The sequence below is a fragment of the Gordonia sesuvii genome (assembly GCF_036350415.1).
Classification (GTDB): domain Bacteria; phylum Actinomycetota; class Actinomycetes; order Mycobacteriales; family Mycobacteriaceae; genus Gordonia; species Gordonia sesuvii.
This window is the reverse complement of the sequence record NZ_JAZDUF010000002.1, coordinates 435147-455977: the sequence shown is the minus strand read 5'-3', so window position 1 is coordinate 455977 and position 20831 is coordinate 435147. Positions and strand designations below refer to the sequence as shown.

General features: G+C 68.8%; 19 protein-coding genes and 1 riboswitch. Of the genes, 18 read left to right on the top strand and 1 reads right to left on the bottom strand.

The window, feature by feature from the left end:
- Window positions 1-47: 47 nt before the first annotated feature.
- The 3 genes from VZC37_RS08815 to VZC37_RS08805 are packed head-to-tail and all read left to right on the top strand — an operon-like array spanning window position 48 to window position 4366.
- A complete protein-coding gene (locus VZC37_RS08815) occupies window positions 48-1988 on the top strand; it encodes a primosomal protein N' (protein ID WP_330432087.1) in 1941 nt (646 codons plus the stop codon).
- A 37-nt stretch (window positions 1989-2025) separates the two neighbouring features.
- Window positions 2026-2967: a methionyl-tRNA formyltransferase gene (gene fmt, locus VZC37_RS08810; protein ID WP_330432086.1), complete on the top strand. Its 942-nt coding sequence runs from the start codon at window positions 2026-2028 to the stop codon at window positions 2965-2967.
- Between the two features lie 28 nt (window positions 2968-2995).
- Window positions 2996-4366, top strand: a complete 1371-nt coding sequence (locus VZC37_RS08805; protein ID WP_330432085.1) for an RsmB/NOP family class I SAM-dependent RNA methyltransferase — start codon at window positions 2996-2998, stop codon at window positions 4364-4366.
- A gap of 62 nt (window positions 4367-4428) precedes the next feature.
- On the opposite strand, the gene VZC37_RS08800 is transcribed toward VZC37_RS08805, so the two are convergent.
- Complete coding sequence (locus VZC37_RS08800; protein ID WP_330432084.1) at window positions 4429-5913, bottom strand: MFS transporter; 1485 nt, start codon at window positions 5911-5913, stop codon at window positions 4429-4431.
- Between the two features lie 249 nt (window positions 5914-6162).
- Here VZC37_RS08800 and VZC37_RS08795 point away from each other — a divergent pair, with 249 nt between their 5' ends.
- From VZC37_RS08795 to secG, 15 genes are all read left to right on the top strand, one after another.
- Window positions 6163-6732, top strand: coding sequence for a TetR/AcrR family transcriptional regulator (locus tag VZC37_RS08795; RefSeq protein WP_330432083.1), 570 nt, complete (start codon window positions 6163-6165; stop codon window positions 6730-6732).
- 71 nt (window positions 6733-6803) lie between these two features.
- A complete protein-coding gene (gene rpe / locus VZC37_RS08790) occupies window positions 6804-7502 on the top strand; it encodes a ribulose-phosphate 3-epimerase (RefSeq protein WP_330432082.1) in 699 nt (232 codons plus the stop codon).
- 62 nt (window positions 7503-7564) lie between these two features.
- Complete coding sequence (ribD, locus tag VZC37_RS08785) at window positions 7565-8554, top strand: bifunctional diaminohydroxyphosphoribosylaminopyrimidine deaminase/5-amino-6-(5-phosphoribosylamino)uracil reductase RibD (RefSeq protein ID WP_330432500.1); 990 nt, start codon at window positions 7565-7567, stop codon at window positions 8552-8554.
- Window positions 8555-8655: 101 nt separating this feature from the next.
- Window positions 8656-8810: riboswitch (FMN riboswitch) on the top strand.
- A 65-nt stretch (window positions 8811-8875) separates the two neighbouring features.
- Window positions 8876-9547: a riboflavin synthase gene (locus VZC37_RS08780; RefSeq protein WP_330432081.1), complete on the top strand. Its 672-nt coding sequence runs from the start codon at window positions 8876-8878 to the stop codon at window positions 9545-9547.
- Window positions 9548-9582: 35 nt separating this feature from the next.
- Window positions 9583-10881, top strand: coding sequence for a bifunctional 3,4-dihydroxy-2-butanone-4-phosphate synthase/GTP cyclohydrolase II (locus tag VZC37_RS08775; RefSeq protein WP_330432080.1), 1299 nt, complete (start codon window positions 9583-9585; stop codon window positions 10879-10881).
- Window positions 10878-11366, top strand: coding sequence for a 6,7-dimethyl-8-ribityllumazine synthase (ribH, locus tag VZC37_RS08770; protein ID WP_330432079.1), 489 nt, complete (start codon window positions 10878-10880; stop codon window positions 11364-11366). Before VZC37_RS08775 ends, ribH begins: the two co-directional genes overlap by 4 nt.
- 47 nt (window positions 11367-11413) lie before the next feature.
- Window positions 11414-11869, top strand: a complete 456-nt coding sequence (locus VZC37_RS08765) for a PH domain-containing protein (protein WP_330432498.1) — start codon at window positions 11414-11416, stop codon at window positions 11867-11869.
- Window positions 11870-11890: 21 nt separating this feature from the next.
- Window positions 11891-13933: an excinuclease ABC subunit UvrC gene (gene uvrC / locus VZC37_RS08760; RefSeq protein ID WP_330432078.1), complete on the top strand. Its 2043-nt coding sequence runs from the start codon at window positions 11891-11893 to the stop codon at window positions 13931-13933.
- A gap of 80 nt (window positions 13934-14013) precedes the next feature.
- On the top strand, window positions 14014-14865 hold the full coding sequence (gene rapZ / locus VZC37_RS08755; protein ID WP_431309384.1) for an RNase adapter RapZ: 852 nt from the start codon (window positions 14014-14016) through the stop codon (window positions 14863-14865).
- Window positions 14866-14894: 29 nt separating this feature from the next.
- Window positions 14895-15911 (top strand): gluconeogenesis factor YvcK family protein, encoded by a 1017-nt coding sequence (locus tag VZC37_RS08750; protein WP_330432495.1) that lies wholly within the window; start codon window positions 14895-14897, stop codon window positions 15909-15911.
- A gap of 234 nt (window positions 15912-16145) precedes the next feature.
- Complete coding sequence (gene whiA / locus VZC37_RS08745) at window positions 16146-17123, top strand: DNA-binding protein WhiA (RefSeq protein ID WP_330432494.1); 978 nt, start codon at window positions 16146-16148, stop codon at window positions 17121-17123.
- Between the two features lie 158 nt (window positions 17124-17281).
- The gene (gene gap, locus VZC37_RS08740; protein WP_330432077.1) at window positions 17282-18301 is read left to right on the top strand and encodes a type I glyceraldehyde-3-phosphate dehydrogenase; all 1020 of its coding nucleotides are present in this window, start codon (window positions 17282-17284) and stop codon (window positions 18299-18301) included.
- 31 nt (window positions 18302-18332) lie between these two features.
- Entirely contained in the window at window positions 18333-19544 is a 1212-nt protein-coding gene (locus VZC37_RS08735) for a phosphoglycerate kinase (protein WP_330432076.1), read from the top strand.
- Window positions 19544-20332: a triose-phosphate isomerase gene (gene tpiA / locus VZC37_RS08730; RefSeq protein WP_330432075.1), complete on the top strand. Its 789-nt coding sequence runs from the start codon at window positions 19544-19546 to the stop codon at window positions 20330-20332. The genes VZC37_RS08735 and tpiA overlap by 1 nt, the downstream gene beginning before the upstream one ends.
- Window positions 20333-20539: 207 nt before the next feature.
- Entirely contained in the window at window positions 20540-20773 is a 234-nt protein-coding gene (gene secG / locus VZC37_RS08725) for a preprotein translocase subunit SecG (protein ID WP_330432074.1), read from the top strand.
- The last annotated feature ends 58 nt before the right edge of the window (window positions 20774-20831 follow it).

Below are 20831 nucleotides of genomic sequence, written 5' to 3'. Positions count from 1 at the left end.
GCTCTCGTGTGCCCGCGCCTCGCAAACCCGTCGGCAAGGTGTTGCCGATGCTCGGGCTCGCCCATCTCGACCGTCCGTTCGATTACCTGATCGACGACCAGCAGGATGAGCTGGCGCAGCCCGGCGTGCGGGTGCGGGTGCGGTTCTCGGGTCGCCTGGTCGACGGTTTCCTGCTCGACCGGATCGAACAGAGTGACCACCCGGGCCGCCTCGGCTGGCTCGAACGTGTGGTGTCGCCCGAATCCGTTCTCGATCCGGATCTCGCGTCGGTGTGCCGCGCGGTGGCCGACCGCTACGCCGGCACGATGTCCGACGTCGTCCGGCTGGCGATACCGCCCCGACACGCACGTACGGAGAAAGAACACACCGAGGCCCCGGAAACCGCTGCGCCGACCGAACCCGACCTGACCGGGTGGTCTGTCTACCCGGCCGCCGCGTCGTTCGTGGAGTCGATGCGAGAGGGGCATCCGCGGGCCGTCTGGCAGGCAACCTCCGGTGAGGACTGGCCGACCCGATTGGCCGAGCTCGCGGCGGCCGCGGCCGCGGCCGGTCGCGGTTCCATCCTGGTGGTGCCGGACCAGCGCGATCTCGACCGGCTGGAGAGTGCCTGTGCGCCGGTGTTCGGCGATCGCTGCGTGACGCTGGCGGCCGGGCTCGGCCCGACGGCGCGGTATCGGCGTTGGCTCGCGGTGCGGCGCGGTGCCGCCGACGTCGTTCTCGGGACGCGCAGCGCGGTGTTCGCGCCGGTGCACGACCTGGGTCTCGTGGTGATCTGGGACGACGGTGATGACAGCCTCAACGAGCCACGCGCGCCGTATCCCCATCCGCGTGAGGTCGCGGTCCTGCGATCCCATCGACAGCGTTGCGCGCTGGTGATCGGCGGGTTCGCGCGTACGACCGAAGCCCACGCGCTGGTCGCGTCAGGGTGGGCGCACGATCTCGTCGCCGACCGTCCGACGGTGCGTGCGCGTACGGCTCGCGTGGTGGCGCTCAGCGCCGAGGACCGACGGGTGGCGGGCGACCCGTTGGCCCGGTCGGCCCGTATCCCCGGTGTCGCGTTCGACGCTGCACGCAAGGCGATCGCCGCCGACCTTCCGGTGCTGTTCAGCGTGCCCCGGCGGGGCTACATCCCGTCATTGGCGTGCGCCCGGTGCCGCGCGCATGCCCGGTGCCGTGCCTGCCACGGACCGCTGCAGCTGGATTCCGCCGATGCCGTCTCGTGTCGATGGTGTGGGCGGCCCGAGCCGAACTTCCGGTGCGCCGAGTGTGGCGGCGGCGAGGTGAGGGCGCTGACCACCGGTGCCCGCCGCACCGCGGAGGAACTGGGTCGGGCATTCGCGGAGGTACCGATCACCACCTCCGGCGGCGCCACCATCTCCGCCGACGTGGACGGCGGCGCACGCATCGTCGTCGCGACGCCGGGCGCGGAGCCGCGGGCCGAGGGCGGCTACGGTGCGGCCGTCCTGCTCGACACCTGGGCGCAGCTGGACCGGGCCGACCTCCGGGCGGCAGAGGATGCGGTGCGCCGGTGGATGGCGGTGGGATCGCTGGTGCGGGCGCACGAGGACGGGGGCACACTCGTCATCGTCGCCGACGCGGCCCTTACCCCGGTGCAGGCGATGATCCGTTGGGACCCGGTCGGTTTCGCCGATCAGGAGCTCGCCCAACGCGTGGAGCTCGGATTCCCGCCCGCGGTGACGATGGCTTCCGTCGACGGGACGGCGCGGACGGTGTCGGCGTTCGTCGAGTCCGTGGAGTTGCCCGACGGCGGGCAGATGCTCGGGCCGGTCCCGCTCCCGCCGGGAGTCCGCCCGCCCGCCGGCAGCGGCGAGGCCCTGGACGGAGACGTCGAGCGGGTGCTGCTGAGGGTGCCGCGACGCGACGGGAGGCTGCTGGCCGAGTCGCTGGTGGCGGCTCAGGTCCGCCGAAACGCACAGCACGAGACCGGGCCGATCCGCGTCCAGGTCGATCCCCCTACGATCGGATGAGCGTCGACATGTCGGTCGTCCGGCACGAAAGGATCAGATGAGGGTCGTATTCGCCGGAACCCCGGAGGTGGCCGTGCCGTCGCTGCGCCTGCTGCTCGACTCCCCACGCCACGACGTCGTCGGCGTGATCTCGCGCCCTGATGCCGCGTCCGGGCGCGGTCGCAGCCTGGTGCGGTCGCCGATAGCCCAACTCGCCGATGAGCACGGCATCGAGGTGATGACGCCTCGCCGGCTCACCGACGCCGGTGTTCTCGACCAACTCCGGTCCTGGCGCCCCGACTGTGGCGCGGTGGTCGCCTACGGCGGGCTGGTGCCGCCCGGCCTGCTCACCCTGCCGACGCACGGCTGGGTGAATCTGCACTTCTCGGTGTTGCCCGCCTGGCGCGGCGCGGCGCCGGTACAGCACGCGATCGCCGCCGGCGATGAGGTCACCGGCGCGAGTACCTTCCGGCTGGAGGAGGGGCTCGACACCGGCCCCGTCTACGGCGTGATCACCGAGACGATCACGGCAACCGACACCAGCGGCGACCTGCTGGACAGACTGGCCCGCAGCGGTGCGGAACTGCTCGTGTCCACGCTCGACGGAATCGACGACGGGTCGCTCACCCCGGTGGCGCAGGCCGGCGCGGGGGTGACGCACGCACCGAAGGTGGATGTCGACGACGCTCGTATCCGGTGGGATCTGCCCGCTCACATCGTCGAGCGTCGGATCCGCGCGCACACACCCGCGCCCGGTGCGTGGACCACCCTCGACGGTGCGCGGATCAAGATCGGTCCGGTCGGCAAGGCGGAACCACTCGCGTCCGATGTCGCCGCACCGAGCCCCGGGTCGCTGCGCGTGACCAAGCGCACCGTGGATGTCGCGACCACGACCGAACCGGTGCGCCTGTCCTGGGTACAGCCACCCGGCAAGAAGGCCATGCCCGCGGCGGACTGGGCGCGCGGCGCCCGGCTCACCGACGACACCGTGCTCGGATGAGCATGCACGCCGAGACGAAGGTGAGCGCATGACGAGGTCACCCAAGACCCGCGACAAGGCGGTCGATCCGGTCCGGGCCGCGGCCAGGGACACCCTGCGCGCGATCCGGACACGCGACGCCTACGCCAACCTGGTGCTCCCGAAGATGCTGCGCGACAGGGCCATCACCGGCCGAGACGCCGCGCTCGCCACCGAGCTGACCTACGGGTCCGCCCGCGCGCAGGGGCTGCTCGACGCCGTCATCGCCGCTGCTGCCCGGCGGCCCGTCGACGAGATCGACGGGGACGTGTTGGATGTCCTTCGACTCGGCACCTACCAACTGCTCCGCACCCGGATCGGCGCCCACGCGGCGGTCTCCACGTCGGTCGACCTGATCCGATCCGAAATGGGAATGGGGCCGGCCGGATTCGTCAACGCCGTGTTGCGCAAGGTCTCCCAGCGCGACGAGGAGTTGTGGATCGACGAGCTGGCCCCCTCCATCGCCGACGACGTCATCGGAAACCTGGCGTTCCGATACGCCCATCCGCGGTGGATCGCCGAGGTCTTCGACGAGGCGCTGGGTGGGTCGGCGGGTCGACTGCAGGCGGCGCTGGCCGCCGACGACGATCGTCCTCCGGTGCATCTGGTGGCGCGGCCGGGCCTGATCACCGCCGAGGAGCTCGCCCTGGTCAGTGGTGGCGAGGTCGGACGGTACTCGCCGTACTGCGTCTACCTGCCGGGCGGCGATCCGGGCGATCTGGACGCGGTGCGCGAAGGGTATGCCGGTGTGCAGGACGAGGGCAGCCAACTGGTGGGACGAGCTGTCACGGTCGTCGACGTCGCCGACGATGCCGGGCGATGGCTGGACATGTGCGCCGGACCCGGCGGCAAGGCCGCACTCGTGGCGGCGATCGCCGACATCGACGGAGCACACCTCGACGCCGTCGAGGTCTCCGAACACCGGGCCGAGCTGATCCGCAAGGTGGTCCGCGATCTGCCGGTCAAAGTGCACGTCGTCGACGCGCGGGCCAGCAGACTCGAGGCGGGTTTCGATCGAATTCTGCTCGATGCGCCTTGCAGCGGGCTCGGGTCGTTGCGCCGTCGTCCCGAGGCGCGCTGGCGTCGCCGGCCGGAGGACGTACCCGGGTTGGTCACATTGCAGCGTGAGCTGCTCACCGAGGCGTTCCGGCTGCTCCGGCCCGGCGGCGTCGTCGTGTACTCGACGTGTTCGCCGCACCCTGCGGAGACCGTCGAGGTCGTTGCCGACGTGCTCGCACAGCATCCGGACGCCGAACAACTCGATGCGCGCCCGCTCGTCCCCGTCCCTGATGCGGGCCCCGGGCCGCACGTCCAGCTCTGGCCGCATGTCCACGGCACAGATGCGATGTTCTTGGCGGCCATACGCCGGTCGTCACTCTGACGATCGGAACGGGAACGGCCCCGATCGCGTCACACGCGACCGGAGCCGTGATGCCAGAAGGTCTATGCCTCTACCTTCTCCCGCGCAGTGTGTGCCGTCCGCGTGGTTGCGTCGCCGGTCGAGTCCTCGCCGCCGCGCTTCGGGATCAGGACGGCGACCATCAACGCGACCAGCGCCATCGCACCGCCGATCATCATCGCCACTTCGAAGCCGTTCTCCGATGGCATCGCACTGCCGGCGAACACGATGGTCATCTGGCCGAGGACCGCACCGATGGCCGCTGCTCCGAACGATGTCCCCAATGAACGCATCAGGGTGTTGAAACCGTTGGCCGCCGCAGTCTCGGCGACCGGCACCGAACTCATGATGAGGGCGGGCATGGCGCCGTACGCGAGACCGACACCGGAGTTGATCACCATGAGCGACACCATCAGACCCCACGCCGAGCCGAGCAGCAGCAGCGAGCACGCATAGCCGGCGGTGATCACCGCAGCGCCGCACATCAGGGTGAATTTGGGACCGCGGGCGTCGGTGAGTTTGCCGCCGAAGGGCGAGACGATCATCATCATCAGACCGCCCGGCAGCATCCACAGACCGGTGGCGAGCATCGACTGCCCGAGGCCGTAGCCGGTCTCGGTGGGCAGCTGCATGATCTGCGGGATGACCAGCATGCTCGCGTACATCGCGACACCCACGAAGATCGAGGCGACGTTGGTGGTGAGCACGCGGGGGCGCGCGGTCGTACGCAGGTCGACCAGCGGCTCCCGTGTGCGCAGTTCCCAGGCGGCCCACGCGACCAGGGCGACGATCGCGACCGCGCCGAGCCCCAGCGTTGCACCCGAGGTCCAACCCCAGTCGGCGCCCTTGGACACCGACAGCAGCAGGCAGACGAGACCGACGCTGAGCCCGATCGCGCCGAGCAGGTCGAATCGGCCGCCCGGGGCAGCAGGCGCCACATCCGGGATCAGCGACCAGACCAGGATCGCGATCGTCACCGCCAGCACCGCGGAACCCCAGAAGAGCACCCGCCAACTCGCGAACTCGGCGACCGCGGCCGCCACCGGCAGCCCGATCCCGCCGCCGATACCCATCGACGCGCTGACCAGAGCAATCGACGAGCTGAGCTTCTCGCGCGGCACCACATCCCGGAGCAGCGCGATCCCCAACGGCACCATCCCCATCCCGAGACCCTGGAGTCCTCGCCCGATGATCATCGGAAGCAGTGACGACGACAGCGCACAGATGACCGACCCGGCGGCCAGGGGGACGGTGAGGGCGAGCAGCACCCGGCGTTTGCCGATCTGGTCGCCCAGACGGCCTGTGATCGGGATGGCCACGCCGGCGACGAGCAGCGTCGCCGTGATCACCCAGGTCGAGTTGGAGACCGAGGTGTTCAGGATTTCGGGGAGTTCCGGAAGCAGCGGCGTGACCAGTGTCTGCATCACGGCGGCGACCGTGCCGGCGAAGGCCAGGGTCGCGACGACGGCGCCTGGACGGGACGTCGTTTGGGCCGGCGGACCGGGTGGAGCGGAGGCAGGAGAGTGCATGATGCCCTTCCATCGAAGACTGTGCGGTGGGTATGTCGAAGCCGCCGACCGCACCTCGGAGTGACGGTGAGCCGAGCTAAGTCAACAGCTGATTACATAGACCGTACGACCCGGCGCGGCATCAAGTCAACGCGTGACGACTTATGTGACGAAGGCCGCTTCGGAGCGCCGAGGGTGACGATAGGCTGGCGCGTCAGAGGCGCCGTCGAATCGTGCGGCCGACCTGGACCGAGCTCGAGGAGGCGACCGATGGCCCAGCCGGCCCCGCGGCGCAGGGATGCGGCAGCGACCCGTGAGGCATTGCTGCAGGCAGCTCGCCATCTGCTTGCCGAACGAGGTGCCACGCAGACCACCACCCGCGACATCGCGGCCGAGGTCGGCGTCAACCAGGCGCTGATCAACCGCTACTTCGGGTCCAAGGAGAGTCTGTTCGTCGAAGCGGTCCGCGGCGGCGGCGCGTCCGTGTCGGAACTCATCGCGACCAGCCCGATCGAGCACCTGCCGGAAGGGATCCTGCGCGAGGTTCTCGACGCCAGTGCGTCGGGCCGGGGCAGTAGCGCCCTGCTGGCGGGGGTGGTCAACAACGACACGATCACCGAGATCATCCGCGAGATGGTGGAGGACACCTTCACCCGCGGGCTCGGTGATCGGCTGGGCGGCGACGACGCCGGCCTGCGCGCCGAGCTGCTCAACGCCCTCGTGGTCGGGATCGCGGTGATGCGAGAGAAGATCGGGAGTCAGGCGCTGCGTGCCGCCGACTTCGACGACCTCGCGAAGTATGTGCGCCGCATGGCCGTTCCGCTCCTCGCCGACGACTGATACACGACGGATCGGCCGGGCGGCGACGACGATCACCGAATCCCTCCGCGCGCGCCCTACAATCAGTGCTCATGTGCGCCACCGGTACCCCGATGATCGCCCCATCCATCCTCTCCGCCGACTTCGCCAACCTCGCCGCCGAGGCGCGCGCAGTGGCCGGGCCCGGTCCGGGCCGTGCCGACTGGCTGCACGTCGACGTGATGGATGCGCACTTCGTGCCGAATCTGACCCTGGGCCTGCCGGTGGTGGAGAGCCTGCTCAAGGCCACCGACATCCCGATCGACTGCCACCTGATGATCGAACAGCCCGGCCGATGGGCGCCGCCGTACGCGGAAGCCGGCGCCCACAACGTGACCTTCCACGCCGAGGCCACCGACGACCCGGTCGCGGTGGCGCGGGACATCCGGGCCGCGGGCGCCAAGGCCGGGTTGAGCATCAAGCCGGGCACACCCCTCGAGCCCTATCTCGACATCGTCCGGGATTTCGACACCCTGCTGATCATGAGTGTCGAGCCGGGCTTCGGCGGGCAGAAGTTCATCCCCGAGGTGCTGGCGAAAGCGCGCGCCATCCGGAAGGTGATCGACGCCGAGGACCTCACCCTGCTCGTCGAGATCGACGGCGGGATCAACGCCGACACCATCGAGCAGGCCGCAGCAGCGGGCATCGACTGTTTCGTGGCGGGTTCGGCGGTCTACGGTGCCCAGGACCCGGGTGAGGCCGTGCATGCGCTTCGCGAGCAGGCCGCTGCTGCACGGGGTCCGGTGGACTGATCGTCGTGTCCGACGCAGCCGCCGCGGACGTCGGCGCGGGTGGAGTCGACGTCGCCCGCGCAATGCACCTGGCCATCGACGAGTCCCGTCGCGCACAGGGCATCAGTTCGCCCAATCCGCCCGTGGGAGCGGTCATCATCGCGCAGGACGGGACTGTACTCGGACGAGGATTCACCCAGCCGCCGGGCGGTCCGCACGCCGAGGTGATGGCGTTGGCCGCGGCGGGCGCCGCCGCCCGCGGCGCCATCGCCGTGGTAACCCTGGAGCCGTGTGACCACACCGGCCGCACCGGCCCGTGCACCGCTGCCTTGCGAGACGCGGGGGTCGTCGCGGTGTACTACGCGATCGACGACCCGAATCCCCGCGCCGCCGGTGGCGCCGGCACGCTTCGTGACGCCGGTCTGCGGGTGGTCGGCGGTGTCGAAGCGGCTGCCGTAGCGGCTGGGCCGTTGCGTCCCTGGCTGTTCCGGCAGCGAACCGGACGTCCGATGGTCACCGCCAAGATCGCCTCGGGCGTCGACGGTCGGGTCGCGGCGCCCGACGGGACCAGTCAATGGATCACCGGGGAGCAGGCGCGTCGGCGCGCGCACCGTCAGCGGGCGAGGCTGGATGCGATCGTGATCGGCACGGGCACCGTCTGGCGTGACGACCCCGCGCTCACCGCGCGGGACGAGGACGGCGGGCTGCTGCCGCACCAGCCCTCGAGAGTGGTGATGGGATTTCGTGATCTGCCCGCCGGGGCGCAGATCGCCGACGACGCGGCACCGACGCGACACTTCCGGACTCATGAACCAGCCGAAGTGCTCGCCGGGCTCGAGGACGCCCTCTGGGTGCTGGTCGAGGGCGGACCGTTGGTCATCGGGGCATTCGTGGCGGCCGGGCTCGTCGACGAGATCGAGGTCTATCTCGCACCCCTGGTGCTCGGTGCGGGGGCCGCGTCGGTCGAGGTCCCGGGAGTCGAGTCGCTCACCGATGCGCACAGGTTCTCGCTGGTGTCGGTCGAGACGCTCGGCGACGACGTCCTGATCCGCCTCACCGCCGACGCCGGATGATCGCGACACCGGGGGTTTCTGTGCGGGGTCGTGAGGTGACGGCGAGCTCATCGGTCGACGGGCGGATGCCGTGTCGAGTTCGGACGTGCTAATTTCGATGACAGAGTTCTCGGGGCGGGGTGGAATTCCCCACCGGCGGTGATGGTGACCCACAGACGTGGGCGTCGAGCCCGCGAGCGCCTGCCACCTGGCAGGGACAGCAGATCCGGTGTGAATCCGGAGCCGACGGTCAGAGTCCGGATGTGAGAGAACGGACGCCGGCTCCCGGCCGTCCTCATGCTCACATGCACGCGCTCCGAGCGAGAACACGAGGAGCGCACAGTGTTTACCGGCATCGTCGAGGAACTCGGCACCATCGTCCGTCGAGACGATCTGTCCGATGCCGCCCGCCTACGAGTTCGCGGCCCCCTGGTGACCGGTGACGCCCGGTTCGGCGACTCCATCGCGGTCAACGGTGTGTGCCTGACCGTCGTCGAACACGATGCGGGCGAGTTCACCGTCGACGTCATGGCCGAGACGCTGCGGCGCAGCTCATTGGCCGATCTCGGTGCGGGCAGTCGGGTCAATCTGGAACGGGCCATGGCCGCGGACGGGCGCTTCGGCGGCCACATCGTGCAGGGCCACGTCGACGGCGTCGGCCGGATCGTCGCCGTCACCCCCTCCGAACACTGGACCGTCGTGCGGATCGCCGTGCCCGCCGACCTCAGCCGGTACATCGTGGAGAAGGGCTCGATCACCGTCGACGGGGTGTCGTTGACGGTCGCCGCGTTGGGCGCCGACTCCGGTGACGCGTGGTTCGAGATCTCACTCATCCCCACCACGCTCAGCGAGACGAACCTGGGCGGCGCGACGGTGGGCGATCCCGTCAATCTCGAGGTCGACGTGATCGCGAAGTACGTCGAACGCCTTCATCCCGCTCTGCAGGAATCGGGGTCCCCGAACCTGCCGGGCGTGAGCGACCGTGGTGTTCGGGGCGGGACAGGAGCGGAGTAGACATGGTGAGCAGTGCAACGGTAGGCGGTGACGACATGACGGGTCCGGCAGATCCGGAGGTGCGCGAGCTCGTGCGATTCGATTCGGTGGAGAGGGCGATCGCCGACATCGCGGCCGGTAAGGCCGTCGTCGTGGTCGACGACGAGGACCGCGAGAACGAGGGCGACCTGATCTTCGCCGCGGAGAAGGCGACACCCGAGCTCGTCGCGTTCATGGTGCGCTACACCTCCGGATACCTCTGCGTGCCACTGGCCGGGGAGGACTGCGATCGGCTCGGTTTGCCGCCGATGTACTCCATGAACCAGGACAAGCACGGCACGGCGTACACCGTGACCGTGGATGCACGCCTGGGCATCGGCACCGGCATCAGCGCCGCCGATCGTGCCACCACGATGCGGTTGCTGGCCGATCCGAAGAGCAGCGCCGTCGACTTCACGCGGCCCGGCCACGTGGTGCCGCTGCGCGCCAAAGAGGGCGGCGTGCTGCGCCGCCCCGGCCACACCGAGGCCGCCGTCGATCTGTCACGCCTGGCCGGTCTCGCGCCCGCCGGCGTGATCTGCGAGATCGTCAGCCAGAAGGACGAGGGCTCGATGGCGCAGACCGACGAGCTGCGCGTGTTCGCCGATGACCACGACCTCGCGCTCATCTCGATCGCCGACCTGATCGCGTGGCGTCGCCGGCACGAGAAGCACGTGGTCCGAGTCGCCGAGGCGCGGATCCCCACCCGCCACGGTGACTTCCGTGCCGTCGGGTACTCGAGCATCTACGACGACGTGGAGCACGTGGCACTGGTGAAGGGTGACATCGCCGGCGCCGACCGGGGCGGACACGACGTACTGGTCCGGGTGCACTCCGAATGCCTCACCGGCGACGTCTTCGGCTCGCTGCGCTGCGACTGCGGTCCGCAGCTCGACGCGGCGATGGAGATGGTCGCGAGCGAGGGCCGCGGGGTCGTGCTCTACATGCGGGGTCATGAGGGTCGCGGCATCGGCCTGCTGCACAAACTGCAGGCCTATCAGCTGCAGGATTCCGGCGCCGACACCGTCGACGCCAACCTGCGCCTGGGCCTTCCCGCGGACTCTCGTGACTACGGACTGGGCGCCCAGATCCTGGTAGACCTGGGCGTCAGCTCGATGCGCCTGCTCACCAACAACCCGGCCAAACGGGTCGGTCTCGACGGCTACGGCCTGCAGATCGTGGACCGGGTGCCGATGCCGGTGCGGGCCAACTCGGAGAACCTGCACTACCTGCGCACCAAACGGGACCGGATGGGCCACGACCTCGTCGGCCTGGAGGAATGGGTGGAACGCAACGGGGAGGCAGACCCGGCGTGAGTGGGCACGGCGAACCGACACTCGACCTGGCGGACGCGAGCGGGCTGCGCCTGGCGATCGTCTCCTCCCAGTGGCACGAGACCATCTGCACCGCGCTGCTCGACGGTGCACTGCGGGTGGCGGCCGAACATCGTGTCGCCGACCCCACCGTGGTGCGTGTCGCCGGCGCGATCGAACTGCCGGTCATCGTGCAGGCCCTGGCCCGCACCCACGATGCCGTGGTCGCACTCGGCGTCGTCATCAAGGGGGAGACACCGCATTTCGAGTACGTCTGCGACGCGGTGACCGCCGGGCTGACCCGAGTGTCACTGGACGAATCCACCCCCGTCGGCAACGGGGTGCTGACCACACTGACCGAAGAGCAGGCGTTGGCACGCGCGGGACTGCCCGAATCCAAAGAGGACAAAGGCGCGCAGGCCACGTCGGCCGCGCTGGACTCCGCGTTGACCCTGCGGGCGCTGGCCCGCGGCGAAGAACTCCGTTGAGCACCTCCACGACCGTGCAGTGGGACCTCGACTACCGCCCCCGACGGATGCCCCGCATCGCGATCGTCGTCGCAGCGGTTGTGATTGCGATCCACATCACGTTTGCGGCGTTGCTGACCATCTCCGACACCGGAGTCCAGATCGGCGGGTCGGACCAACTCGGTCTCGCCTTGATCGGTGTCGTCGAGGCCGCGCTCATCCTGTTGTTCACCCGGCCGCGCCTGCGCGTCGGCCGTGCCGGTGTCGGCGTGCGCAATCTCACCGGGGAGCGCCTGTTCGAGTGGGACCGGGTGCGGGGCATGACCTACCCGGACAAAGGTTTCTCGGCGCGGCTGTTGCTGCCCGACGACGAACACGTGCCCGTTCTGGCCGTGCAGGCCTGGGACTCAGACCGTGCCGTGGCGGCGATGAATGCGTTTCGGGAACTGGAACAGCGCTACCACCCGCACATCGGTCCCGACGACAACGCCGCGGGCGGCACCGGTCAGGACGGACGGTCGTAGTCAGGCACTAGCCTGGACTGCGTGGCAGACCCGACAACGTATCGTCCCGCCCCGGGCACGATCCCGACCGAGCCAGGCGTCTACAAGTTCCGCGACGCCCACGGTCGCGTCATCTACGTCGGCAAGGCCAAGAATCTCCGGTCACGCCTGACCTCGTACTTCGCAGATCTGGCCGGGTTGCATCCACGCACCCGGCAGATGGTCACCACCGCCGCCGCGGTCGAGTGGACGGTCGTCGGGACCGAGGTCGAGGCGCTCCAGCTCGAGTACAACTGGATCAAGGAATTCGACCCGCGGTTCAACGTCCGCTACCGCGACGACAAGAGTTACCCGGTCCTCGCCGTGACGCTCAACGAGGAGTACCCGCGACTGTTCGTCTACCGCGGACCGCGACGACGCGGGGTGCGGTACTTCGGCCCCTATTCCCATGCCTGGGCGATACGGGAGACGGTCGATCTGCTGACCCGGGTGTTCCCGGCACGTACCTGTTCGACCGGCGTCTTCAAACGTCACCGGCAGATCGACCGGCCGTGCCTGCTGGGCTACATCGACAAGTGTGCGGCGCCGTGCGTCGGTCGCGTCACCGCCGAGCAGCATCGGGAGATCGTCGACGACTTCTGCGATTTCCTGGCCGGCCGGACCGATCAGATGATTCGTCGGCTTGAGCGCGAGATGGCTTCTGCTGCGGAGGAACTCGACTTCGAGCGGGCGGCGCGTCTGCGTGATGACGTGGGCGCCATGCGCCGGGCGATGGAGAAGCAGGCGGTGGTCCTCGGCGACGGAACCGACGCCGACGTCGTCGGCATGGTCGGCGACGAACTCGAGGTGTCCGTCCAGGTGTTCCACGTCCGTGGCGGCCGTGTCCGCGGACAGCGGGGCTGGGTGGTCGAGCGCTCCGACGACGACTCGGTCGGCGAACAGGTGAGTCAGTTCGTCACCCAGTTCTACGGTGCGCAAGTGGATCTCGACGCGTCGGTGGAGATCGGCGACGACCGGGCCCGAGGTGATTCGGTCCCGCGTGAGCTCCTCGTCCCCGATCTGCCGGACGACCATGCGGAGTTGCAGCAGTGGTTGTCGGATCTGCGCGGTTCTCGGGTGGCCATCCGGGTGCCACAGCGCGGGGACAAGAAGGCACTGTTCGACACGGTGACCCGCAATGCCTCGGAAGCGTTGGCGCAGCACAAGCTGCGCCGCGCCGGGGATCTCACCACCCGCTCGGCTGCGCTCACCGAACTGCAGGAGGGGCTCGGCCTCGATCAGGCGCCGCTGCGGATCGAGTGCATCGACATCTCGCACGTGCAGGGCACCGACGTGGTCGCGTCACTGGTCGTGTTCGAAGACGGACTGCCGCGCAAGTCCGACTACCGGCACTATTCCATCCGTCAGGCCGCCGGCGATGGACGGTCCGACGATGTCGCCTCGATCGCGGAGGTCACCCGACGTCGGTTCCTGCGGCATCGGCAGGACCAGGAGATCACCACCGAGTCCGCGATCGACCCGGACACCGGTCGCACGCGTAAATTCGCTTACCCGCCAAACCTTTTCGTCGTCGACGGTGGTGCGCCCCAGGTGCATGCGGCAGCATCGGTTCTCGACGAGCTGGGCGTCACCGATGTTTCGGTCGTCGGCCTGGCCAAACGACTGGAAGAGGTGTGGATTCCGGGCGATGATGAACCGGTGATCCTGCCCCGGACCAGCGAGGCGTTGTTCCTCCTGCAGCGCGTACGCGACGAGGCCCATCGGTTCGCCATCACCTTCCACCGCAGCAAGCGCAGCAAACGGATGACCGAGTCGGTGCTCGACGGGGTCCCCGGTCTCGGCCGCACCCGGCGGACCGCACTCGTCACACACTTCGGATCGGTGGCCCGCCTGCGGGAGGCGACGCTCGACGACATCTCGGGTGTGCCCGGGATCGGCATGGCCACCGCGCGGGCGGTCGCCGCGGCGCTCGCCGACGACGCATCTCCCGAGCGCAGCGACGCCGCGCCCACAGAACCCGAGCGCACCGACGCGCAACAGATACCCGTTCCGACGCAGGCCCCGAGTGGAGGAGAGGACCGGTGACCGACCAACCCGATACGGAGGGCACGACCACCGACATCGCCGGGTCGCCACCGGACTACACCGTCCTGTTCGTCGCCGGCATGTCCGGTGCCGGTCGTTCCACCGCGGCCAACGTCCTCGAGGACGACGGCTGGTATGTCGCCGACAACGTGCCGCCGTCGCTCATCGCGACGATGGTGCGGACGGTGCGGGAGAGTGATCCCGCCGTCGCACGGCTCGCGATGGTACTGCGCGCGTCCGACGACGGAATCGGTGGGCAACTCGACGATCTGCGGAAGTCGTTGGAGGCGGCCGGTGCCCGCACCAAACTGCTCTTCCTCGACGCCAGCGATCACGTCCTCGTCCGCCGGTTCGAACAGGTTCGCCGGCGCCACCCGTTGCAAGGTCGCGAGACGCTGGTCGACGGCATCGCCCGCGAACGGGTGATCCTGGCGCCGATCAAGAACTCGGCCGACCTCGTCGTGGAGACCTCGGCGTTGACCGCCGCGAAACTCCGTGAGGTCGTCGAGGGGGTGTACCCGCACGACACCGACAACCGCCTCAGCGTCGCGGTCCAGTCGTTCGGCTTCAAGTACGGTCTGCCGATCGACTCCGATTACGTCGCCGACGCGCGGTTTCTGCCCAATCCCTACTGGATACCCGAGTTGCGGGCGCACAATGGTCGCGACGACGACGTCCGCGACTATGTACTCGGGCAGGATGGTGCGGCCCGGTTCGTGGACCTCCAACTCGGCATGGCGGAGGTGGTTGCACCGGGCTACCTCCGAGAAGGCAAGCGGTACATGACGATCAGCATCGGCTGCACCGGCGGCAAGCATCGCAGCGTGGCGATCTCGGAGGAGATCGGCCGACGACTGGGGGAGATGCTCGACGAACGTGGCGCGCCGCGCTTCGATGTCCGGGTGATCCATCGAGACCTGGGGCGCGAGTGACGGGCACCGACGGCACCGCAGACCGGCAGATGCGGATCACGGCGCTCGGTGGCGGGCACGGCCTCTACGCCACGCTCACCGCGATGCGGTACCTGAGTCGGGACGTCACCGCGGTGGTGACCGTGGCCGACGACGGCGGCTCCTCGGGTCGGCTGCGCGCCGAACTCGGCGTCATCCCGCCGGGAGATCTCCGGATGGCGCTCTCCGCGTTGATGTCCGCACCGGCCGCCCTGGAGGAGCGATCGGACGGGCCGACCCCCCTCGGTCGGTCCGCGCACGAGCTGTGGACCACGACGTTTCAGCACCGGTTCGGTGGTCGCGGCGCTCTCGCCGGCCACCCCATCGGCAACCTGCTGCTGGCCGGGCTGACGGAGGTCACCGGCAACCCGGTTGCGGCACTCGACGAACTCGTCGCCGTCTTCGACATCGACGGACGCGTCCTCCCGATGTCGGCGGTGCCGCTCGACATCGAGGCTGACGTGTCCGGGCTGGAGAGCGACCCGCGGATCAGCCGGTGTATCCGCGGCCAGGTGGCGGTCGCGACCACCCCCGGAAAAGTGCGTCGGGTCCGCTTGCTGCCGACCGACCCGCCGGCCTGTCCGGAAGCCCTCGAGTCGATCAGGTCGGCCGACCTGGTCGTGTTGGGACCCGGTTCCTGGTTCTCCAGTGTGATCCCACACGTGCTCGTACCCGAGCAGCTCACCGCGCTGCGCGACACCTCGGCCCGCAAGATGCTGTTCGTCAACCTCGCCCCTGAACCCGGTGAGACGACAGGATTCTCGGTCGAGCGACATCTGCACGTGCTGCACGCACACGCCGATGTCCTCCGCGTGGATGACGTCGTGGTGGATGCCGCGTCTGTTCCCGCGGGGCGTGAGCGGGATCACCTGATCCGGGCGGCTGAGTTGTTCGGCGCACGTCTGCATGTCGGTGACCTCGCGGTTCCCGGCCGGCAGGTGCACGACCCCGAGAAAGTCGCCACCCTGGTGAACCAACTGTGCGAAGGTGAATTGAGTCGATACGCTGTCCGGGCGCAAGAATCGTGAGTGAGTCGTGTGCATCCGACCGCGCCCACCTGATCGCCGGGAGCCACCGCTGACGCGGTGACACCGGCCCGGGCGGCGCAGTTGCCGACGCCACGACTCCCATCGCGGGGGTGACGCCTCCGTGCCGGGGGATTCGCGAGCGGTGAGGCGAGCCAGTGGCGGTACCGGCTTCCCGGCCGTAGGACTGTGCGACCCGACAGGAGGACCGTGACAGGAGGGCAGGGACCGGTGGCGATGACCGCGGCGGTGAAGGATGAGCTATCCCGTCTGACCGTGACCCAGGTGAGTTGCCGCAAGGCCGAGGTGTCGGCGCTGCTGCGTTTCGCCGGTGGACTGCACATCGTGGCCGGCCGCGTGGTCGTCGAGGCCGAGGTCGACCTGGGCAATGTGGCCCGGCGGCTACGACGCGAGATCTTCGACCTCTACGGCTACAACTCCGACGTCCACGTCCTGCGCAGCGGGGGCATCCGGAAGGGTGCGCGCTACATCGTGCGCGTCACCAAGGACGGCGAGGGTCTGGCCCGGCAGACGGGTTTGCTCGACCTGCGCGGACGCCCGGTGCGCGGATTGCCCGCGCAGGTCGTCGGCGGGAGTGTCGCCGATGCGGAAGCCGCCTGGCGCGGTGCGTTTCTCGCCCACGGTTCGCTGACCGAACCGGGCCGTTCGTCGGCGCTCGAGGTCAGTTGTCCCGGGCCGGAGGCCGCCCTGGCCCTCGTCGGGGCCGCCCGTCGTCTCGGGGTGTCCGCCAAGGCGCGTGAGGTGCGTGGAGCGGACCGGGTGGTGATCCGTGACGGTGAGGCGATCGGTGCCCTGCTGACCCGCATGGGCGCCAACGACACGCGGTTGGTCTGGGAAGAGCGCAGGATGCGGCGCGAGGTCCGGGCGACGGCCAACCGTCTGGCCAATTTCGACGATGCCAACCTGCGTCGGTCGGCGCGCGCCGCGGTGGCCGCGGCCGCACGTGTCGAGCGCGCCCTGGACATCCTCGGTGACGACGTGCCCGATCACCTCATCGCCGCCGGCCAGTTACGGATCACCCACCGGCAGGCCTCCCTCGAGGAACTGGGACAGCTCGCCGACCCGCCGATGACGAAGGATGCGGTCGCCGGACGAATCCGGCGCCTGCTCTCGATGGCGGACAAGAAGGCGCGCACCGAGGGCATCCCGGACACCGAGTCGGCTGTCACCTCGGACTTGCTCGACGAGGCGTGAGGCCGACCCGGAACAACAGGTGAACGAATCGGACCCTTCGCATGCTGCGTCTGGCCCGTCCTACTAGGCTGAAGTGGGTCGCGCATCACCTTCACTGACGTGATCGTCCTGCGTACCGGCCGCAAGCCTCGACGATGAATACCGTAAGGAGCACCACAGTGACTGTTCGGGTAGGCGTTAACGGATTCGGCCGGATCGGCCGCAACTTCTTTCGCGCGGTGGAAGCGCAGAAGGCATTGGGCACCACCGACATCGAGATCGTCGCGGTCAACGACCTGACCGACAACGCGACGCTCGCCCATCTGCTCAAGTTCGACTCGATCCTGGGCCGGCTCTCCGATGATGTCTCGCTCGAGGGCGAGGACACGATCGTCGTCGGCGACAAGAAGATCAAGGCGATGGCCATCAAGGAAGGCCCGTCGGCGCTCCCGTGGGGCGATCTCGGCGTCGATGTCGTGGTTGAGTCCACCGGCATCTTCACCGACGGCACCAAGGCCAAGGGTCACCTCGACGCCGGTGCCAAGAAGGTCATCATCTCGGCGCCCGCCAAGAACGAGGACATCACCATCGTGATGGGCGTCAACGACGACAAGTACGACGGCAGCCAGAACATCATCTCCAACGCGTCGTGCACCACGAACTGCCTCGGCCCGTTCGCCAAGGTGCTCAACGACGAGTTCGGCATCGTCTCCGGTCTGATGACCACCGTGCACGCCTACACCCAGGATCAGAACCTGCAGGACGGCCCGCACAAGGATCTGCGTCGTGCCCGCGCCGCCGCGCTCAACGTGGTCCCGACCTCGACCGGTGCGGCGAAGGCCATCGGCCTCGTGTTGCCGGAACTGCTCGGCAAGCTCGACGGCTACGCCCTGCGTGTCCCGATCCCGACCGGCTCGGTCACCGACCTCACCGCGATCCTGGAGAAGGCGCCGTCGGCCGACGATGTCAACGCCGCCATGAAGGCTGCCGCCGAGGGGCCGCTCAAGGGCATCCTGAAGTACTACGATGCGCCGATCGTGTCCAGCGACATCGTCACCGATCCGCATTCATCGCTCTTCGACGCCGGCCTCACCAAGGTCATCGGCAACCAGGTCAAGGCCGTCTCCTGGTACGACAACGAGTGGGGCTACTCCAACCGCCTCGTCGACCTGACCGGTCTCGTCAGCAAGTCGCTGTAATCGCCCTCGAGCCACTAGGAGCAACGCCACCATGGGCGTACCCACACTGAAAGACCTTCTGGAAGAAGGCGTTTCGGGTCGGGGAGTGCTGGTCCGGTCGGATTTCAACGTTCCGCTCGACGGAACCACGATCACCGACCCGGGCCGCATCCTGGCCTCCCTGCCGACCTTGTCGGCGCTGGTCGATGCCGGTGCGAAGGTCATCATCACCGCGCATCTCGGTCGTCCGAAGGGCGAACCGGATCCGAAGTTCTCGCTGGCCCCGGTGGCCGAACGACTCGGCGCCGAACTCGGCCGCAACGTCCAGCTCGCCGGTGACGTTGTCGGTTCGGATGCGCTGGCGCGCGCCGAAGGACTGACCGACGGTGATGTCCTCCTGCTGGAGAACGTGCGCTTCGATCCGCGCGAGACCTCCAAGGACGAGACCGAACGGGAAGCACTGGCCAAGGCGCTGGTCGAGCTGGTCGGCGACGACGGCGCCTTCGTGTCCGACGGCTTCGGTGTGGTGCATCGCAAGCAGGCATCGGTGTACGACGTCGCGAAACTCTTGCCGCACTACGCCGGCAAGCTCGTGGCCGCCGAGGTGGATGTGCTGTCGAAGCTGACGCATGAGGTCGCCCGGCCGTACGCCGTCGTGCTCGGCGGGTCGAAGGTGTCGGACAAGCTCGGCGTCATCGAAGCGCTCGCACCGAAGGTCGACACCCTCGTCATCGGCGGCGGCATGGCGTTCACCTTCCTTGCAGCGCAAGGGCATTCCGTCGGAACCTCGCTGTTGCAGGAGGATCAGATCGACGTCTGCAAGGGGTTGCTCGAGCAGTTCGGTGACGTCATCCGGTTGCCGGTCGACGTCGTCGTCGCCGACAAGTTCGCGGCCGATGCCGATGCGAAGACGGTGCCGGTCGAGGAGATCCCGGACGGCTGGATGGGGCTCGACATCGGGCCCGAATCGGTCAAGCGGTTCGCCGCGGTCCTGTCCGGCGCGGAGACCGTGTTCTGGAACGGGCCGTCCGGTGTCTTCGAGTTCGAGAAGTTCTCGTCGGGCACCCGGGGCGTGGCCGAGGCGATCGCGGCGACCACCAAGGGTGGATCGTTCACGGTCGTCGGTGGTGGCGACTCCGCGGCAGCAGTCCGGACGCTCGGACTGCCGGATTCGGACTTCTCGCACATATCGACCGGCGGCGGGGCGTCGCTGGAATACCTGGAGGGCAAGGAACTCCCCGGATTGAAGGTGTTGGAGAGCTGATGGCGAGTCGCAAGCCGCTCATCGCGGGCAACTGGAAGATGAACCTGAATCATCTGGAGGCGATCGCGCTCGTCCAGAAGATCGCGTTCGCGCTGCCCGCGAAGTACTTCGACAAGGTCGACGTCACGGTGATCCCGCCGTTCACCGACATCCGTAGCGTGCAGACGGTCGTGGACGGCGACAAACTGCTGCTCACCTATGGGGCGCAGGACCTGTCCGCGCAGGATTCGGGTGCATACACCGGTGAGATCAGCGGTGCGTTCCTCGCGAAGCTCGGCTGCACCTATGTGGTCGTCGGCCATTCCGAGCGACGGACCATGCACGCCGAGACCGACGACGTGGTGCTCGCGAAGACGAAAGCCGCGCTCAAGCACGGTCTGACGCCGATCGTGTGCATCGGCGAAGGGCTCGACATCCGAGAGGCCGGCGAGCACGTCGACTACAACGTCACCCAGTTGAAGGGCTCGTTGGCAGGGCTCTCGGCCGAGGAGATCGGCAAGGTCGTGATCGCCTACGAGCCGGTATGGGCGATCGGTACCGGTCGGGTGGCCAGCGCCGAGGACGCGCAGGAGGTGTGCGGCGCGATCCGCAAGACACTCGGTGAGATCGCCGACGCCGCGACCGCGGATGCGGTCCGGGTGCTCTACGGCGGTTCGGTGAACGCCAAGAACGTGGGCGAGATCGTCGGCCAGACCGACGTCGACGGCGCACTCGTCGGCGGGGCGTCCCTCAAGTCGGACGAGTTCGCGAGCCTGTCGGCCATCGCTGCCGGCGGCCCGCTTCCGTAACTGCTGCTCCCAGCTGAGCGTCACGAACCCCCCTTCGTGACGGCCCTCCGCAAGCTCCGGGCCTCCTCAGGGGTCGGGATGGCCGGCCCCGTTCCCTAAGCCCCGTCGAAGGGCGCGTAGACTGTGGCAGGTTGTGCCCGGACGGCTCCACGCCGTCGGCGCAGCCTGCCACACTTGTCTGCACCGACCGAACAGGACTGACTACACGTGAAGCTCGCACTCGACATCGGATTGGTCATCACCAGTTTGCTGATGGTGGTGCTGGTGCTGCTGCATCGCGGCAAGGGCGGCGGTCTGTCGTCGCTGTTCGGCGGCGGTGTCCAGTCGTCGCTGTCGGGATCCAGCGTGGTCGAGCGCAATCTCGATCGCCTCACCGTCTTCGTCGGCATCATCTGGTTCATCTTCATCATCGGCATCGGCGTCGACATCAAACTCTCCTGACGCCCGACCGACCGGTCTGCTTCGTCTGCGGCGACCCGCGTCTGCCTCTCGGCAGGTG

Bases quoted from the DNA above. Each gene is read 5' to 3' on its own strand.
- VZC37_RS08775 (WP_330432080.1), top strand. From the start codon at position 9,583: ATGACGGGTCCGGCAGATCCGGAGGTGCGCGAGCTCGTGCGATTCGAT.
- tpiA (WP_330432075.1), top strand. From the start codon at position 19,544: ATGGCGAGTCGCAAGCCGCTCATCGCGGGCAACTGGAAGATGAACCTG.
- VZC37_RS08750 (WP_330432495.1), top strand. From the start codon at position 14,895: ATGCGGATCACGGCGCTCGGTGGCGGGCACGGCCTCTACGCCACGCTC.
- VZC37_RS08765 (WP_330432498.1), top strand. From the start codon at position 11,414: ATGCCCCGCATCGCGATCGTCGTCGCAGCGGTTGTGATTGCGATCCAC.
- ribD (WP_330432500.1), top strand. From the start codon at position 7,565: ATGCACCTGGCCATCGACGAGTCCCGTCGCGCACAGGGCATCAGTTCG.
- whiA (WP_330432494.1), top strand. From the start codon at position 16,146: ATGACCGCGGCGGTGAAGGATGAGCTATCCCGTCTGACCGTGACCCAG.
- VZC37_RS08800 (WP_330432084.1), bottom strand. From the start codon at position 5,913: ATGCACTCTCCTGCCTCCGCTCCACCCGGTCCGCCGGCCCAAACGACG.
- fmt (WP_330432086.1), top strand. From the start codon at position 2,026: ATGAGGGTCGTATTCGCCGGAACCCCGGAGGTGGCCGTGCCGTCGCTG.
- VZC37_RS08735 (WP_330432076.1), top strand. From the start codon at position 18,333: ATGGGCGTACCCACACTGAAAGACCTTCTGGAAGAAGGCGTTTCGGGT.
- VZC37_RS08805 (WP_330432085.1), top strand. From the start codon at position 2,996: ATGACGAGGTCACCCAAGACCCGCGACAAGGCGGTCGATCCGGTCCGG.
- rpe (WP_330432082.1), top strand. From the start codon at position 6,804: ATGTGCGCCACCGGTACCCCGATGATCGCCCCATCCATCCTCTCCGCC.
- rapZ (WP_431309384.1), top strand. From the start codon at position 14,014: ATGTCCGGTGCCGGTCGTTCCACCGCGGCCAACGTCCTCGAGGACGAC.
- VZC37_RS08795 (WP_330432083.1), top strand. From the start codon at position 6,163: ATGGCCCAGCCGGCCCCGCGGCGCAGGGATGCGGCAGCGACCCGTGAG.
- VZC37_RS08815 (WP_330432087.1), top strand. From the start codon at position 48: ATGCTCGGGCTCGCCCATCTCGACCGTCCGTTCGATTACCTGATCGAC.